Source organism: Okeania sp., assembly GCF_983059655.1.
In genome coordinates this window covers 1-16,915 of record NZ_CEZPJD010000082.1, presented here as the reverse complement: position 1 = coordinate 16,915, position 16,915 = coordinate 1, and the positions used below count along the sequence as shown (strand labels likewise).

Below are 16,915 nucleotides of genomic sequence, written 5' to 3'. Positions count from 1 at the left end.
AATTATTAATTATTAATTGTTATGTCCCGTATCAGAGCGCCTAAACTACCCCAAAATTATCCCTGGCTAAATACAGACAAACCCCTATCCCTCGAATCTCTAAAAGGACGAGTGGTTATCCTCGACTTCTGGACTTACTGTTGCATTAATTGCCTCCACGTTCTGCCAGACCTAAAATTCCTAGAACAAAAATATCCAGATAGTCTCACTGTTATCGGTGTCCACTCAGCAAAATTCGAGAATGAGAAAGATGTGGAAAATGTCCGCCAAGCTATCCTCCGCTACGACATTGGACATCCTGTTTTAGTGGACAGTGGATCGAGAGTTTGGCAACAATATGCTGTTCGTGCATGGCCGACTTTCAAAATTATTGATCCAGAAGGGTATGTAGTGGGGTCTGTTTCTGGTGAAGTTGACATACTCTCCGGCTGTTAGGCGCGGAGATTCTCCTGAAACCAGGATTCTTGGTTCACCGAGTCCACTTAAACTAATTACCTTGCGATACCTAGCCCAGAGATGGTTCTCTCCCCAAGCGTTTGCTCTATTTCAAGAGCCTGTTCCCGTATGCCCTACGGTACAGTTAAAACCTCAAATCTGGTACTTGATGCTTAAAGCTTTTCCATGCACAAGCATTCCTGTGCAAAACCCCATAACTTTAGTTTTCAAGGTGATAATGTGCTACGATTAGTAGCTAGGTTTTTAGAGCGGTTGAATACCTTTGCCGCTTCTATAAGTATAACGTAAAGTTGCCCTAAAAGGGCAAGGCTTTAAACCCAATTTTTCGGTAAACGTCATGTCTTGGATGAAATTATTGGTAAGTTGAGAGAAGAACATCAAGACAAAGGCACTATTAATTTTAGTGAAATTAGCTCAATTCTAGAAAAACAAAAGCAACCTTTGACTACACCTTTGGCTTTTCCAGGTAAAGTTCTTGCTGATAGTGATACTAATCAATTATTTGTCGCTGACTCAGGGCATCATCGTATTGTTGTTAGTACTCTTGAGGGCGAGGTTTTGCATATTATTGGTAGTGGGAAAGCAGGATTAATTAATGGTTCATTTTCTGAAGCTCAATTTTTTGCTCCCCAAGGAATGACTTTTGATGCCAAGAATCAAGTTTTATATGTTGCCGATACAGAAAATTATGCTTTACGTAAAATTGATTTTCCAACTCAGCAGGTGGAAACTATTGCAGGTACTGGAGAAAAAAGTTATCAAATTTCACCTCATAGTGGAGTCGCTAGAGAAACTAGACTTAATTCACCTTGGGATGTGGAAAAGGTAGGCGATCGCATTTTTATTGCTATGGCAGGTTCCCATCAAATTTGGCTGTTGCAACTTGATACTGGGATGATTAGTACTTATGCAGGGATCGGTGCAGAAGCTTGTGTAGATGGCTCTCTGACAGAGTCTGCTTTTGCTCAACCCAGTGGCATTAGTACGGATGGCAACGAATTATTTGTGGCGGATAGTGAAATTAGTTCAATTCGGGCAGTAGGTATTACTAGGCAGCCAAAAGTACGGACTATCTGTGGTAGTGGCGGACTATTTGGCTTTGGAGACAAAGATGGCCAAGGTTCAGAAGTTTTGCTACAACATTGCTTGGGAATAGAATATACCCAAAATTATGTCTGGGTTGCTGATACCTATAATCACAAAATTAAGCGGGTAGAATATCACGCAGGTTTATGCCTTACCATGTTGGGAAATGGCACAGCAGGTAATCAAGATGGACAAGGTATCAACTGTCAATTTTTTGAGCCATCAGGATTAAGTGCGATCGCACAACATTTATTTATTGCAGATACCAATAATTGTATTATCCGCAAAGTAGAGCTAGATACCTTGGAAGTCACAACCGTAAATTTTCCAGGTTTATGTGCTCCTGATGTCTGTTTATAGCAGAAGGAAGAAGGAAAAATTTTACGTTGTCTGAGTTTTATAGCTTTTTATCTTTACCTAACCTTTCCTTCGACATTGCTGAGTGGCGGAATTTAGGATATTAAGTGGGGTAGGTATCCTGCCTGCGAACGGCCAAGATGCCCATTCCACAAAACTATTAAAATCTAGAATTAGCAACTTCCAACAACTTAAGAATTTTTTCCACATCATTAAATTCCCCAACAATTCTCCGCACAGGTAGAGGCCAAACCCTAATCAGGGTAGGAGTAGCAGTAATTTGATCTGCCTCAGCTTGTTCGGGATGTTGCAACACATCTATTACTTTCAAAGTATAAGGATGAGAAAGAGACTGTTCCAATATTTGGTGGAGACTCTTCAGAGCACGCTCAGTGACAATACTATTACCCGATACAAATAACCGGAGAACATACCCTTGAACTATTGGTTTTTCTGGTTGTATATCGAGACTGGAAGTCAAAACTTCCTCTGGAGTTGAGTCCAGATTAAACTCTTGCTGCTCAATATGTACAACAAGGTCATGATTTTCCCAAAGTTGAGAAAACTGGTCATAATGAGTAGAAATTACCATTGGATTACAAAATTCCTCTGACCAAGGAGCAGGTTGCCAAATCAAGTTATCAGTCTTAAAAATGGCATTAAGTAATACCTGATATCTTAAGACTGGAGCATAAGCTTCAGCAGAAACTTGGACTTCTTGAGTACTATGGTCTAGCCATCTATCAATAGTTGCAGTGTATCCTGGTATTAAGAAATGAGGTGGTTCTGATAACCCCAATATTTCTTGTAGCTCCACACAGAGGTGTAGATGCCATCGATTTTGTTTACTTGGGTCTATACAATAAATTAAGTCTCCCCCAGGTGTAAACAAGGCAATACCCTTGAACAACAGGGGGAATTTTTCTGGAGCTGGTTTCAAGAAAATCAATGTAGGATCGACTACAGACTTTTGACATACTCCCGCCGCTCGTGCTTACGCGACACCACGGGATTCTTCAACTCGCAAAGGAATCGCTGTTTATACAGAGGTGATGCCCTCCCCCTGTTTTTTCTATTATAACATGGGTCGTTATCCCATACGACGTTCCCCTTTGGGAGAGCGCTGGACTTCCCGCTGTTTTTGTTAAAATTTAAAACTTCACAATCTTTTTAAATTCTACCTCGTAACATCTGAGCCATTTCATTTGGATAAGGGGATTGATCTATTGCTGTTTCTTCTGTAATTCGACCTTCTTGGTAAAGCTCAAACAAAGACCTATTCATGGTAGTCATACCTTCATAAGTATCTTTGAGCATAATTTGGTTAATCTCTTCATACTGGTCTTTAATAATATATTCCTTAATTACATCAGTATTAATCAAAATGTCATGGAAAGCTGCTCGCTTACCATCAGTAGTTTTACACAACAACTGAGCAATAATTGCTACCAGGATTTCTGAAAGAGCTAATTTAATCGCCGGTTGCTCCTCAGCAGAAAACATATCCAAAATACGAGTCAGAGTCTTGATGGCACTGTTGGTGTGCAATGTTCCCATCACCAAGTGTCCTGTAGAAGCAGCTTTAATCGCAATTCCCACCGTTTCCTTATCTCGAATTTCCCCTACTAACATTAAATCAGGGTCTTGACGGAGAGCGCCTTTAAGAGCATTGAAGAATTTTAGAGTATGTCTACCTACTTCCCGGTGCTTGATCAAACATTTTCGGCTTTCATGGACAAATTCTACAGGGTCTTCAATAGTGATGACATGATAAGGAAAAGTATTATTCATATAATCAATCATCGCCGCCATGGAGGTGGACTTACCAGAACCTGTAGGTCCGGTCACCAAAATTAACCCTTTATGGTAATGGCAGACTTTCTTGAAGACTTCTGGCAATTTAAGTTGCTCCATAGTCAGGATTTTAGATCCAATCAGTCGTAAAACCATCGCTGGACCTGCAAGAGAGTCAAACAAGCTAATCCTAATCCGTACAAAACCCAAGTCAGCAGCACCATCAAAGTCAAGACGTTCTTGGAATGCCCGAATTTCTTCATCTGTAAGAATTTCTCGCAACCAAAACATAAAGGTGTTCAAGTCAGTTTCTGGATATTCAAGGGGTAGAAGGTCTCCACGTTTGCGAAACCGTGGTATTTCTTTCACCCCTGCATGAACATCTGAAACACCTTCTTCGTTAGCTCGCCGGACAATATCGGTCAGCGGTATTTGTCCAGAACCAAGTTGTGGACCACCAGGAGTTGCCATTTGAAGTACTGGTGCGGTTTCCGTTGGAGGAATTAGTTCTTGAGAAACAGATGTTGATGATACTGGTGGATTGGAAGAAGGTGGAGGAGATGTTGGCGGTCTTCTTGCTGCTGGTGGACTAGGTGGAGCTGGAGGACGCGGTAAACCACGGCCTGGAGGACGGGGAGCTGGGGGACGAGGTGGTGGTTTTTGTGTCATAGTTGCATTACCTTGCTGAATTAGGATATTGCAGTCAATAAATATATTCTAATTCTAACGGCAAGTCAAAATGAGCAGTATTTAAAATATTTAATTATTTTTTGGATATCAACAACATTAGCCTTAAAAAGATTTCTTGTCTACTTGAATTTACTGTTAAGTCTTGCTTTTTGGAATTACTTTTACTAGAGCATTCTTTGAGTTTTCCATACTTTAATAATCACCGTTCAACAATTAATAATTAACAATTAATAATTAGGGCTTGCCGATTAAATATTAAAGCATTGACTGATAAAGGTTTTAGCTTTTTTGGAGCGAAAAAAGTGCTGGCTTTTTGGTCTAAAAAATTCATGCATGTTAGTATTGAGGGCAGACAAAGGCAGAACAATTTTGGTACAACTCTTCTTCCTACCTCCTCTATGATTTCTATTTCTCCTGACTCCTGACTCCTTGTTCAAACTTGATTTTTAAAACTTTTACTTAATTACAATTTTGTCTGATTTTGATATTGATACCATTTCTTAACCTCAAGTTTTTAATTATACATCCATCTTCAGATACTTCTATTCTATTTTTTAGATATTTATTAGGAGGTTGATTTTGCAGTTTAGTAGATTGAGACTTGTTTAGTTTTAATATATTGTTGGCTTCATTATCTGATAACTTTTGATTTTGAGTGTAATTTTTTGACAAAGAAGGATGCTCAAAAAATATGATTAAAAATATAGGTATAAAAGAAATCAAACCGAGTTGTTTTAATAATAAAATAGTCATGCTACCTCTTTCTTAAATCTGCTACTGTAAATGTCAGGTTGCTCAATCGACAGACTAAAAATTTCAATGGCTTTGAGTAATAATTACTAGCCTAAGCTCAGAGAAGAGATGAAAAGTATTTACCGTTTTTCACTTCAAGAAAAATAACTTTAGCATTACCACCTTCAAGCTAGAGTATATACTTAGCCCAAATAAAAAGATGTATTCATATAGAGTACCTTAACTATCTCGATCGTCAGGTTGGGACTATTCAGAAACAGAGGCCAGATAAGTAGACAATTTTTGTATAAACTACTAACAACTTTTATGTATAAAACGTCTCCTAAAAAAACAGATTATAGTTGAAAATTTTTGTGAGAGATTGTTAATTAACTCAATATTTAAAGATGTTATCGATCGCTCATCAGTTAAAGAAGCTGTCAGCAATCAGCGTTTCTGCTCCAGAATGCTCCGTTTGCCATGCCAGCTTTTTCAAAGGAGAAGACCGACTCCATGATAACTACACCAACAAATCTAAATTTTCCTAAATGTTGTTCTATTTTGTCTTACTTAATGATTATGTTTCATTAGTTTGCCTATCCCCTCACCTCTTTTTGAGATTTACTTTCTCATCATCCCTTACTTATATATCAAATATATCAAATCCAATTTCGGTAAATATAATAATTTTCCCAAAAATACGCAATGTGTATGATACATTTCTAGACTATCTGTTCTTTAAAAATAAAAAAATTTACCTCATTTCAAGAATAAACGCTGTATAATATTACTCGAGAATCATGAAAAAGTATCTCGTAGAAGCGATCGTTCCCCAAAGATAATTTGCTGATATTGATAACTTGAATTTAATATATCTAAAAACAAATTGTAATAAAAATTTTATCTTCTCACTCCTCTATTGCAAGATATAGCGTAAATATTTTTTGTGATTATATCTGTATGATTAGCAATAGATATAATTTATTATATCATGTCCTCTTAATTAACGTTGAAAAAAGTTTTTTCTGCCCTATCTTCCTTGACTCTCTTCTTTTCCCTAACTATACTCACTTAATTTATAAACATCAAACTGCATATCAGATTAACTATCAGTAATAATCTATAAAAGATAAATAATTAAAAGTTTGAAGTAAACTAAGACACCGATAAAAACTTATTTAGAGGTATGTTAGGATTACAGGTATAGTAAAAATATCAAAAAAAGGAGATATGATTGATTATGGGGAGGCAAAATATCAAGTTTTGGGGACTTTTGGCTTTAGCTACATCCCCAATAATTGTAACTTTTTCAGGCGCGCATCTAGTACAAGCACAGTCAACCGCAGAATTACTGATTAGTGTAGAATTTCCTTCTGGGCCACAAAGGGCAAGTTCAGGAAAAACAAGAGGTGGGGGTAGTCGTGGAGTCTGCGATCTTAGTCAAAGCAAGTTGATAGCCTTAATGCCTGGAGATAATGTAGCAACAACAGTTGCCGATCATCCCAAGTTTTTCGTATATGTTCCCGAACACGAAGTAAAGTCAGCAGAATTTGAAATAACTGATAAATCAGGTAATAGCATCTATTCAACTAAATTAGATATTTCCGAGACTTCTGGTATTGTGAAACTTGCCCTGCCAAAAAAAGTAAGTTTGACAACTAATAAAGAATATACTTGGACATTTGCGATGATTTGTGATGAATGGGATCGCAGTGGTGACAAATATATTGAAGGAATTGTCAAAAAAGTAGAAATCAGTTCAGACTTAGAAAATAGCTTAAAAGATGCTACTCCCCTCGAACAAGCAGAGATATATGCAAAAGCAAAAATTTGGAATGAAACAATCGCTACCGTGGCCGAATTACGCAATTCTAACCCTAAAGAGTGGGAGGAATTACTAAAGTCGGTAGGATTAGACGAGATTGCTTCCGAACCATTTGCACCCTGCTGTCAAGTAGAAGATAAACAAGTAGAAGAATAAATTAAATTAGCATTGAAATAGCTGCTAAGTAACTAGGTTGAGTCTGTTAAACTACATCTGAATTGATTTTATGGTAAAGGCGAGCAAATGGCTCTGTTTTTTTTACAGAATAATTAAGGTTTAAACCCTCTCCTTTAAAGGAGAAACAAGAAAAGATTTTCCTTTGAGTCAATCCTATCCGTTTTCAAGGAGAGGTAATTGTTAATTATTGAACTACCCCCAAAAATTTTTAATTTCTACAAAGCAGCTAACACAAATGTTATGGAATAAATGCAAGAATTTTTTTTCTCAGTGGTATGGTGTATGGATTACCGCCCCCGCCGTCACAGGGTTAGTAATCCTAATGCGTTTTCTTGGTTTACTACAAGCTTGGGAATGGGCAACTTATGACCAATATATGCGATTGCGGCCTTTGGAGAGTCCAGACAATCGTATAGCGATTGTAGGTATTAATGAAGATGATGTCAGAGCAATTGGGCAGCCAATTTTTCCTGACGCTATTCATGCGAAATTGCTGAATAAATTAAAAGCAATGGAGCCAGAAGTTATTGGTTTAGACATTTATCGAGACTTACCTGTAGAGCCTGGCCATCAGGACTTAGTGAAAGTATTTGAGTCTACCCCCAACTTGGTAGGGATTAAAAAAGTAGTAGGGGAAAGGCAAAATGACGTAATAGAAGCACCACCAGCTCTGGAAGCTAAAAATCAGGCAGGCGCTAATGATGTAAAAGTAGACCCAGATAAAAAAATTCGACGAGGCTATTTATATGTCACACTGCAAAATGGGGAAAATGTCTGGAGTTTTGCTTCTCATATTGCTTTGCGTTACTTAGATAATTTAGGTATTAGTCTCGAGAAAATTGATGGTGACAAATTTCAACTAGGAAAGACAATAATCAAGCCATTTGAAGCCTTTGATGGTGGTTATATAAGGGCAGACGCTGGTGGTTATCTCATGCTTTTAAACTATCGGGGGCCGAGTCGCTACTTTGAAGTTGTTTCCATGATGGATATTCTCGAAGACAAAGTCCCGCCTGATTGGGGTCGCGATCGCATCATCTTGATTGGAGCAGTCAGTGAAGGCTTTAATGATTTATTTTCTACCCCCCACAGTAGTAACTTAGTTTCAACTCTAGAACCCATGAGTGGGGTAGAAGTTCATGCTAATCTCATAAGTCAACTAATTAGTTCTGCTACCGATGGTCGTCCTCTGATTCAGGTTTGGGCAGAACCTCTTGAGTGGATGTGGATTTTATTCTGGTCTTTAGTGGGGGCAGCGACAACTTGGAAATGGCGTACTGCTGGTGGTGTTAGCTATTTTTCTATTTGGAAAGTAATTACAATGTTGGTTGCAGGTGTAGTTTTATTTGCTAGCACCTATATTGCTTTTGTTTTGAATTTGTGGTTACCGGTAATTCCAGCGTTTTTAGGTATGAGTATGTCAGCAGTTACAATTACAGCTTATATTGCTCGTACTGCACAAGATATTCGCAAAACTTTTGGTCGTTATTTAACTGATGAAGTAGTAGCTACTTTATTAGAAAGTCCTGAAGGATTAAGGTTAGGAGGCGAACGCCGAAATATCACAATTTTAACTTCTGATTTAAGAGGATTTACTGCCACATCAGAACGTATAACACCAGAAGAAGTTGTGAAAATTCTTAACTTTTATCTGGGATATATGGCAGATGTAATTACTAAGTATCAGGGAACTATTGATGAATTTATGGGAGATGGAATTTTGGTTTTATTCGGTGCTCCTATAACTCGAGAAGATGACCCGGTAAGAGCTATTGCTTGTGCTATTGATATGCAATTAGCAATGAAACCTGTCAATAAACAGATGAAAGAATGGGGTTTACCACCATTAGAAATGGGAATTGGTATTAATACTGGAGAGGTTGTTGTTGGTAATATTGGCTCTGATAAACGGACAAAATATGGTGTTGTAGGTAGTCAGGTAAATTTAACTTATCGGATTGAATCTTATACTACAGGTGGTCAAATTTTAATTTCTGAGACAACTTTAAATGAAGTGGGACTGATAATTAAAATTAATGATGAAAAAGAAGTAATGCCAAAAGGAGTTAAAAAACCAATTACTATTTATGATGTTGCTGGTATTGATGGTAAATATAATTTATTTTTGACAAAGGAAGAAGAACATTATCTACCACTTACAGAACCAATATCTTTAAATTATGTAGTTTTAGACGGTAAAAATGTCGGTGATTGTTTGCAAAAGGGAAGTTTAATCAAACTATCAGAAAAAGAAGCAGAAATTCAGTGCATGCAAACACGAGATGAACTGCCATCAGCTTTGATTAATATTAAGCTTAATTTTCTCTGGGATGGAGTAGAAAGTGAGGATGTTTATGGCAAGGTTTTAGAGAAAAAAGCAGGAAATGGAAATTTTTATATTCATTTTACGGCTAAACCGCCAGATGTTTCTGCTAAATTAGAATCTTTGTATAAATCGCTGCAAAGTTAGTGGTTATTTCTAAATCCGGAAAATAAATCGGGAAAATTGAAGAAATTTTTGTATAAGCTAACTACAGTAAAAGTTGATGTTTACACTCCGACTTACTCAAGAGGTGGACAGTCAGTCTGACTCTTATTCTGTTAAAGTGGCCTTGGAAAGAAGCAGCAAAATTCAAGAGTACCTATCATATTTTGTGTTCCAAGTCAAGGATCAAGAGCAGGAAAATATTCGTTGGTATCTTGAAGATTTCCTGCAATATCCTCAAGAACCTGCGCCCAAAATTGCAGCTAAGATTGAACAGCGTATGGCAGAAATAGGGATAGAACTGTTCGAGAAGGTGTTTCGCAGCAACTCGGACACTGGCCTAATCTGGGAAGAAGTGCGCGATCGCCTTAATGAAACTCGCGTAGAGATTATTACTGGTGTCAGAGAGGCAACGGCTATTCCCTGGGAGTTGATGCGCGACCCTAAAACTAATATACCCCTGGCCTTAGCTGCTCAAGCTTTTGTCCGCAAACCAGATAGAGAAGTACTAGAATCTCAGATTCCCAAACCATCTGGAGACAAGATTCGGATTCTGTTGGTTATTTGTCGCCCTGGTGGAGAGAGCGACGTAGCTTTTCGTTCTGTGGCAACTAAATTGATTAAGGGGTTGACTGAGAGCGGTAGAGAGATATTTCAATTAGACGTATTGCGGCCTCCGAGCTACGATCGCTTGAAATCAGTGCTGCAACAAGCTCAAAAAGATGGTAAACCCTATGATATTGTTCATTTTGACGGACATGGGGGATATGGACCTTTAACTTCATCAAAGATGCAGGGTTATTTGATATTTGAGAACCCTGATTTTCAAGACAAAAAAGAACGGATACCGGGGAAAAGGTTGGGCAAGTTGCTGAAAAAAACGGGAGTATCCTTGTTACTACTAAATGCTTGTCGGTCTGCTTATGCAGAGGTTCCTACAGAACCTGGTAAAACTCTGGTGGATCAAAAGGCTCAGGCTTATGAAACTCTGGCACAAGAGGTAATGAATGCAGGGGTTGCGGGTGTAATAGCAATGCGCTACAACTTGTACGTTGTTACCGCTGCTCAATTTGTGACTGACCTCTATGCAGCTCTGGCTCAAGGTCAAACCCTTGGTGAAGCTGTTACTCAAGGGCGTAAGCAGTTAAACACTGAACAGATACGGGAAATCAAGATTACCTCTAAAACACAGAAGTTACAAGATTGGACAGTTCCTATAGTATATGAAGTTACACCTATAGCTCTTTTCCCAACATTTCCCGAAGCCGAGAAACAATTGTTTAATATTGGGCAGAATAATGCCGCACCTACACAGGTAAAGCTTGACCAAGATTTGCCTAAAAACCCAGATACAGGTTTTTTTGGTCGTGATGAAACCTTATTGACCCTTGACCGTGCTTTCGATACTAAAAAGATTGTTCTGCTCCACTCTTATGCTGGAAATGGCAAGACTTCAGTTGCTGCTGAGTTTGGTCGCTGGTATGCTCAGACTGGTGGTGTAACAGGATGGGTTTTGTTTACCTCCTTTGAGTGGTATATGCCTTTAGCACGACTAATAGATAAGATCGGTCAAATTTTTAGACATTTGCTAGAGGCGAAGGACATTAATTGGTTGGCTTTGAGTGACGAAGAACGACGAAATAAAGCGGTGGAAGTGTTAAAAGAACAGTCTGTATTGTGGATTTGGGATAATATTGAGCCTGTGGCAGGGTTTCCTGCTGGTACAAAGTCAGCTTGGAGTGAGACAGAGCAACAGGAACTGGTGAAATTTTTGGAGGATGTGACAACGGAAACTGAGACAAAGTTTTTGCTGACTTCCCGTCGCAATGAGCAAGGATGGTTGGGAGATATACCTCACCGCATTATTATGCCAGCAATGCTGATACCAGAGAGGGTGCAGTTGGCAAGAGCTTTAGCAGAGCAGCAGGGTCATGAGTTAGGAGCGGTGACAGAATGGCTACCTTTACTGCAATTTAGCATGGGTAATCCACTGACTATTAGGGTGTTAGTGGGTCAGGCGTTACTCTATGGGTTGATGAGTAAAGAGCAGATTGAAGATTTTATCGCTAAGTTGCGTTTGGGAGAAGGAGTAATTGATGATGAGCGGGAAGGGCGATCGAGTTCTTTGGGTGCTTCTTTGAGTTATGGGTTTGAGCAAGCTTTTAATGAACACGAGCGGCAACAGTTGGCGTTGCTACATTTATTTCAAGGTTTTGCGGATGTAAGAGCATTATGTTTGATGGGTAACGTGGATAAGGATTGGTGTGTTCCCAGTGTGCGTGGTTTAACTCGTGAATCTGGTGTTTCTTTATTTAACAGAGCTGCTGAAATAGGATTGCTGATTGGCGTTGTTCGTTACTATTATATTATCCATCCTGCTCTACCTTGGTATTTTAAGAAACTCTTTGATCGGTATTACTTGCCACAGACCAAGAATGACCCTGAGTTCGCTGCTTATGCTTTTGTTAAAGTAAAAGGCTCATTCGGAGTATACTGTGCTCAAGAATATGAAAATGGTAACCGTGATATCATCCTTGAATTAATTGGTGAAGAGGCAAATTTATTGTCTGCCATGAAGCTAGCACAAATCAATAGCTGGTGGACTGAAGTAATTAACACAATGCAGGGTTTGACTGCACTCTACAATGACATGGGGCGACGAAGAGAGAGAATACAACTGGTCAATAATATTTTGCCAGACTTAGTTGAGCCAGATACAAACAGACCTCGACCTGGATGTGAAGAACAATGGAGTTTCATTACCCAAGAGCGCGTTAAGATTGCCATGGAGGAACTAAAGTGGACAGAAGCAGAGCGCTTACAAAGGGGTCGTGTAGATTGGAATCGCCAACGAGCTGCTTCTGCTGTCGCTATAGAATCCCAGTTTTTGGATAGGGTACAACGTCATGCGATTCGCAGCTTAGGAATATCCTTACTTCAACTTGGTATAATTTTGATGGAGCAAGGTAAGTCAGATTGTGTTGTCGCCTATAAGGAAACTCTTTCTCTATACCAACACATCAACGACTTATCCGCTGAAGCTGTGTTGGCCTTCAATATGGGTAGAGCTTATACAGATATTCCTAACATTCGTAATTTAGAACAAGCTGAACATTGGTACAAGCGTAGTTTAGAGCTTTGCGAAAAACACGATCCCCTAGGAAGTAGCAAATGCCTGGGACAACTGGGTTCAGTTGCTTATGAAAAATTCAAGGAAGCACAGGAGATTGGAGAAGCAGAGGAAAAGTTGACTCACTATCTTGGTGAAGCTGCAAAATTTTGCAATCGTCAGATCGAGTTGCTTCCTGCCAATGCACCTGATAGTTTGGCAGTACCCCATGATTTACTAGGTCTTATATACAGTCATACAACAGAGCGAAATCTTGCTTTGTCTCACTTTCGCAAGTCTATTAGCTACCACGAGGCATCCGGTAATCTTTATGGTGCAGCCCAAACTCGGGTTCATGTTGCAGCTCAATTAGCCGGAGATGGTTATTTTGATGATGCTTTGCTATATGCTCAAGAAGCTCTAAAGAATTACAAAACTTATGGAAATAGGGCTATAGCAGATATTCAGAATACAGTAAATTTAATTCAGCTAATTCAACAAAACATTCAAAATCAAGGAGATTAAACAAATGCCAACAGAAACTTGGTTCGACGATATCCCTGTCATCGGCAACTTATCCTCAGAGGAAGCAGCGGCTAAACTCCTGGAAGTGGGGGAAGAAGAGGCTGCTAAAGCTCTAACAGCACCAAGAAAAAAAGTAACAACAACTCCGACTGATTTCGGACTTCCGGAAGATTTACTGCCCTTTTTAGACAAACCATGGCTATATACCCAACATATTTTTGGCTATGTCAATCCCCCAAACTCCGAGAGTACAGAGTTACTCATCGAGGATGCTTGCGAGATTGAAGCTGATACAACCCTGATAAACAATCCCATCAATATTACCCTGGAACAAATGGGGGTTAACAAGTATCCAGGGGGTGGCACCCATTATATTTTGTTTGATTTTCAAGCACAAACACAAATACTAGACAGTAGGGAAACTCTAAATATTAATACTACTCACCGAATTAAGGATGGAGAAGTAGCAATTATTAATCAGCCAATTTTTGCTCCATTGTATGTGGATGCTGAAGGCGTTGATTTCAGGTGTCTCACTGTGAATGTTAAGAATCAAGAAGACGAAAGAGCATTGAGTTTTCTAGAGTCTCCAGTTTTCAGGTCTGGTTTAGCGGCAGCAGCTACAATGTCACAACTAGCAATTTTTCCCCTATCTCACTTAGCTATTGGTTTAATTAAAATGGTTGCTAAACGTTCTAAAAATGTACCTGTTCAGAAATTCGAGATGGGTCTTGATGTTAGCGACATATCGGAACGCCCCCGCCTTGCAGAAGGTTTCTACATTGCAGTACAAATTCCTGAAAATTATAAAAATGCCTGGGATTGGGAAGATTGGGTATACAACTCTGAAACTGGTCAAATTGTCGAAGATAGCGATCGTACAGAGTTAATTCCTTATAACTATATCGTCTTTAGTGTCAGTCGTTATCAAGAAAGTGAAGTTATGAGCTAGTATATAAATAGGACTTACGCCAAGACCATATTAGTATATCTCAAAACTATAACGTCTTATATAATAATTTGGTGTTTAGAACTCAAAAATGCGTAAGTCCTAATCAATATATGATATTAGATAAGCTAACTTTTAACTTAAACTATGGTGCATCCAAGAGAAATGTACGATTTATTGTTAGATTATGGCAACACTAATACTCCTATCAAAGAAATATTAATCGGTTTAATCTGGACTTTGTGTGAAATTCTTTCTTCTTATTTCTTCCCTACTGACTCTTGACTCCTGTACGTCGCCAATCCGACGGCTCCCCTACCTAACTCCTAAAGAATTACAGCGCTTTTCATTTGAGTAGACCACAAAATTATTTTTGGCTAGGGAGTAGGGAGTAGGGAGTAGGGAGTAGGGAGTAGGGGGTAGAAAAATGCTTTTGGGTTGCCCATACTAACTGTAGTCTATCCATGTGAAAAGCGCTATAAGACTAATATCTTACAGGCTCTTCAGCAACGCCATTATAACTAATTAAACGGACATAATATTATGTTCATAAACTAAATTGCCCGCTACATAAGTAGCTTGAACTACTCGTTCATCTCCCAAAATAATCAGGGTAAATAATTCATCAATCATGTCAGCTAATGATTCATAATTATTGCGAGAATTACGCAATTTTAATAACGGAGTTACTCTGGTATCTAGCACAACTAAATCGGCTTCTTTTCCTACATCAAAATTGCCAATTTTCTGTTCCAGAGATAGAGATTTTGCTCCTCCTAAAGTAGCCAGATAAAAAGCTTTTAAAGAAGATAAATTTTGCCCTTGTAATTGAGATATTTTATAAGCATCGTTCATAGTTTGAAATATTGAAAAGCTAGTTCCACCCCCCACATCTGTACCAAAACCAATTTTTACTGGAGTTTGTTGAGATTTTGCTGTGTGTAGTTGGAATAAACCGCTGCCTAAAAATAGATTTGAAGTAGGACAAAATGCAATAGTTGAACCTGCTTGTGAGAGTCGATTAAATTCAGAATCACTGAGATAAATACCGTGGGCAAAAATTGATTTATTACTAACTAAACCGAACTTTTCATAAACATCTAAGTAGTCTTTACTATTAGGAAAAAGTTGGGCAACTTTCTCAGTTTCAGATTTTTGTTCAGATAAATGTGTATGTACATAAACATCTGGAAATTCTTGTTTGAGAACTCCAGCTAGATGTAGTTGTTCGGGGGTAGAAGTAATAGCAAATCTCGGAGTAATAGCGTATAGAAGTCTACCTTTACCATGCCATTTTTTAATCAAATTTTTGCTATCTTCGTAGCTAGTTTCTGGGGTATCCAACAAATAATTTGGAGCATTCCAATCCATAAGCATTTTACCAGCAATTATCAGCATATTTCGTGGTTCCGCTGCTTCAAATAAGGCATCAACTGACTGAGGATAAACTGTGGTTAAAACTAAGGCACTTGTTGTGCCATTTTTTAGTAGTTGGTCGAGAAAAAAGGATGCTATTTGTTGAGCGTAAGTTTTATCTTGAAATTTTCCTTCTACTGGGAAAGTATATTTATCTAACCATTCCAAAAGTTGTTTACTAGAGGAGGCTATTATTTCTGTTTGGGGATAATGGATATGAATATCAATAAATCCTGGTAAAATTATCATTCCTGGATAAGAAGTAATCGGAATTTCAGGATATTTAGGTTTTAATTTGTCGTAGTCTCCTAGTTCTTGAATTATGCCTCCGGAGATAATCATTAAACCATCATAGATATAACGAATGGTTTCTAATTCTGGATAGTAAAACGGATCTGCAACAAAATCTAGAAATGAACCTCTGATTGCTGAGATGTTAATATTTTGATTCATTTTTATCTGATATTTTTGTAAGAGTATATAGCAATTACCATACTGGTGAGGTACAAAATTTTAGGCTTGAGGGAACAGGGAACAGGGAATAAAAAGACAAAATATAACTGTACCTCACGACCTTGGGAAAGGCTATGTATGAAGAAAATGGGTTGATAAACTTGAGTTAAGTTTGCAAGGAAGAGGGAACTAGACTTTTGGTTTCCGAGCATATATATAGAAAGTCGTAATATCATTCCAAATACCTTGGTCAGTTTGTAAGGCTTTTAATTCATTTTCAAACTCTAATTTAGCTTGATTCAATTGCTCTGTTGAAAGCTGTGATAAAGGGTGAGGGTATTGTCCTGGTGCAGGATGAGATTTTCCAGCCCACATTTTTTTGCTGACTCTAAACTAATATAATTACCATCTTGTTCAACTTTAATTTCAATTAACTCAAAACTCGCTTTTTGAAGTAAATTTTGACATTTTTCAACTGTTCCAGTTGGCTGACTCATTAAATATGAAATGCCATATTTTTTCAGAATATTTTGTGTAATAACTCCACCAACAAAGGCAGTTTCAGCAAAAGCTTGAATTCCCAGAATTCCTCCTGGTTTGATAAATTTACGCCAAAGAAGTAAAGACTTAACTAGATCGGACATCCGAATAAATGCAGATGCACAAAAAATCCGCTCAAAATGATTTTCAGGAAAATCAATATCTTCAGCATCAGCTAGTAAAAACTCTAGATTATTTAGACCGAGAATATTCGCTTTTTTTTGAGCTTGAGCAATCATTCCAGGTGAAATATCAATGCCAATTACTTTACCGAAAAATCGTGGGTATGCGCCTCCCCTTTTAAGGGGATAAAAAGCGGTC

12 protein-coding genes are annotated in these 16,915 nt (G+C 38.2%); 7 read left to right on the top strand and 5 right to left on the bottom strand.

What is annotated here, in order from left to right; all coding sequences use genetic code 11:
- Positions 1-21: 21 nt before the first annotated feature.
- A complete protein-coding gene (locus AC3DU7_RS07470; protein WP_488038722.1) occupies positions 22-435 on the top strand; it encodes a thioredoxin family protein in 414 nt (137 codons plus the stop codon).
- Positions 436-798: 363 nt separating this feature from the next.
- The gene (locus tag AC3DU7_RS07465) at positions 799-1,902 is read left to right on the top strand and encodes an NHL repeat-containing protein (protein WP_488038721.1); all 1,104 of its coding nucleotides are present in this window, start codon (positions 799-801) and stop codon (positions 1,900-1,902) included.
- A gap of 157 nt (positions 1,903-2,059) precedes the next feature.
- Here the strand turns inward: AC3DU7_RS07465 and AC3DU7_RS07460 are convergent, their stop codons facing one another.
- From AC3DU7_RS07460 to AC3DU7_RS07450, 3 genes are all read right to left on the bottom strand, one after another.
- On the bottom strand, positions 2,060-2,839 hold the full coding sequence (locus AC3DU7_RS07460) for a circadian clock KaiB family protein (RefSeq protein WP_488038720.1): 780 nt from the start codon (positions 2,837-2,839) through the stop codon (positions 2,060-2,062).
- 230 nt (positions 2,840-3,069) lie between these two features.
- Positions 3,070-4,362 carry a type IV pilus twitching motility protein PilT gene (locus AC3DU7_RS07455; RefSeq protein WP_488038719.1) on the bottom strand — a complete coding sequence of 431 codons (1,293 nt, stop codon included), beginning with the start codon at positions 4,360-4,362 and terminating at the stop codon, positions 3,070-3,072.
- 480 nt (positions 4,363-4,842) lie between these two features.
- On the bottom strand, positions 4,843-5,055 hold the full coding sequence (locus tag AC3DU7_RS07450) for a hypothetical protein (protein WP_488038718.1): 213 nt from the start codon (positions 5,053-5,055) through the stop codon (positions 4,843-4,845).
- Between the two features lie 1,300 nt (positions 5,056-6,355).
- Between AC3DU7_RS07450 and AC3DU7_RS07445 the strand changes: the two genes are divergently transcribed.
- The 5 genes from AC3DU7_RS07445 to AC3DU7_RS07425 all read left to right on the top strand — a co-directional run bounded on the left by AC3DU7_RS07445 (position 6,356) and on the right by AC3DU7_RS07425 (position 14,470).
- Positions 6,356-7,096: a DUF928 domain-containing protein gene (locus AC3DU7_RS07445; protein WP_488038717.1), complete on the top strand. Its 741-nt coding sequence runs from the start codon at positions 6,356-6,358 to the stop codon at positions 7,094-7,096.
- 256 nt (positions 7,097-7,352) lie between these two features.
- Positions 7,353-9,587, top strand: a complete 2,235-nt coding sequence (locus AC3DU7_RS07440) for a CHASE2 domain-containing protein (protein ID WP_488038716.1) — start codon at positions 7,353-7,355, stop codon at positions 9,585-9,587.
- A gap of 76 nt (positions 9,588-9,663) precedes the next feature.
- Positions 9,664-13,236 carry a CHAT domain-containing protein gene (locus AC3DU7_RS07435; protein WP_488038723.1) on the top strand — a complete coding sequence of 1,191 codons (3,573 nt, stop codon included), beginning with the start codon at positions 9,664-9,666 and terminating at the stop codon, positions 13,234-13,236.
- Between the two features lie 4 nt (positions 13,237-13,240).
- Positions 13,241-14,188 (top strand): hypothetical protein, encoded by a 948-nt coding sequence (locus AC3DU7_RS07430; protein ID WP_488038715.1) that lies wholly within the window; start codon positions 13,241-13,243, stop codon positions 14,186-14,188.
- A gap of 144 nt (positions 14,189-14,332) precedes the next feature.
- A complete protein-coding gene (locus tag AC3DU7_RS07425) occupies positions 14,333-14,470 on the top strand; it encodes a hypothetical protein (RefSeq protein ID WP_488038714.1) in 138 nt (45 codons plus the stop codon).
- Positions 14,471-14,710: 240 nt separating this feature from the next.
- Here the strand turns inward: AC3DU7_RS07425 and guaD are convergent, their stop codons facing one another.
- Together guaD and AC3DU7_RS07415 are read right to left on the bottom strand one after the other, a co-directional pair.
- Positions 14,711-16,054, bottom strand: coding sequence for a guanine deaminase (guaD, locus tag AC3DU7_RS07420; protein WP_488038713.1), 1,344 nt, complete (start codon positions 16,052-16,054; stop codon positions 14,711-14,713).
- A 299-nt stretch (positions 16,055-16,353) separates the two neighbouring features.
- On the bottom strand, positions 16,354-16,915 hold a 562-nt coding region (locus AC3DU7_RS07415), incomplete at its 5' end, for a class I SAM-dependent methyltransferase (RefSeq protein ID WP_488038712.1).

Coding starts and splice junctions, on each gene's coding strand:
- AC3DU7_RS07470 (WP_488038722.1), top strand. CDS start 22: ATGTCCCGTATCAGAGCGCCTAAACTACCCCAAAATTATCCCTGGCTA.
- AC3DU7_RS07455 (WP_488038719.1), bottom strand. CDS start 4,362: ATGACACAAAAACCACCACCTCGTCCCCCAGCTCCCCGTCCTCCAGGC.
- AC3DU7_RS07445 (WP_488038717.1), top strand. CDS start 6,356: ATGGGGAGGCAAAATATCAAGTTTTGGGGACTTTTGGCTTTAGCTACA.
- AC3DU7_RS07440 (WP_488038716.1), top strand. CDS start 7,353: ATGTTATGGAATAAATGCAAGAATTTTTTTTCTCAGTGGTATGGTGTA.
- AC3DU7_RS07435 (WP_488038723.1), top strand. CDS start 9,664: ATGTTTACACTCCGACTTACTCAAGAGGTGGACAGTCAGTCTGACTCT.
- AC3DU7_RS07430 (WP_488038715.1), top strand. CDS start 13,241: ATGCCAACAGAAACTTGGTTCGACGATATCCCTGTCATCGGCAACTTA.
- AC3DU7_RS07425 (WP_488038714.1), top strand. CDS start 14,333: ATGGTGCATCCAAGAGAAATGTACGATTTATTGTTAGATTATGGCAAC.
- guaD (WP_488038713.1), bottom strand. CDS start 16,054: ATGAATCAAAATATTAACATCTCAGCAATCAGAGGTTCATTTCTAGAT.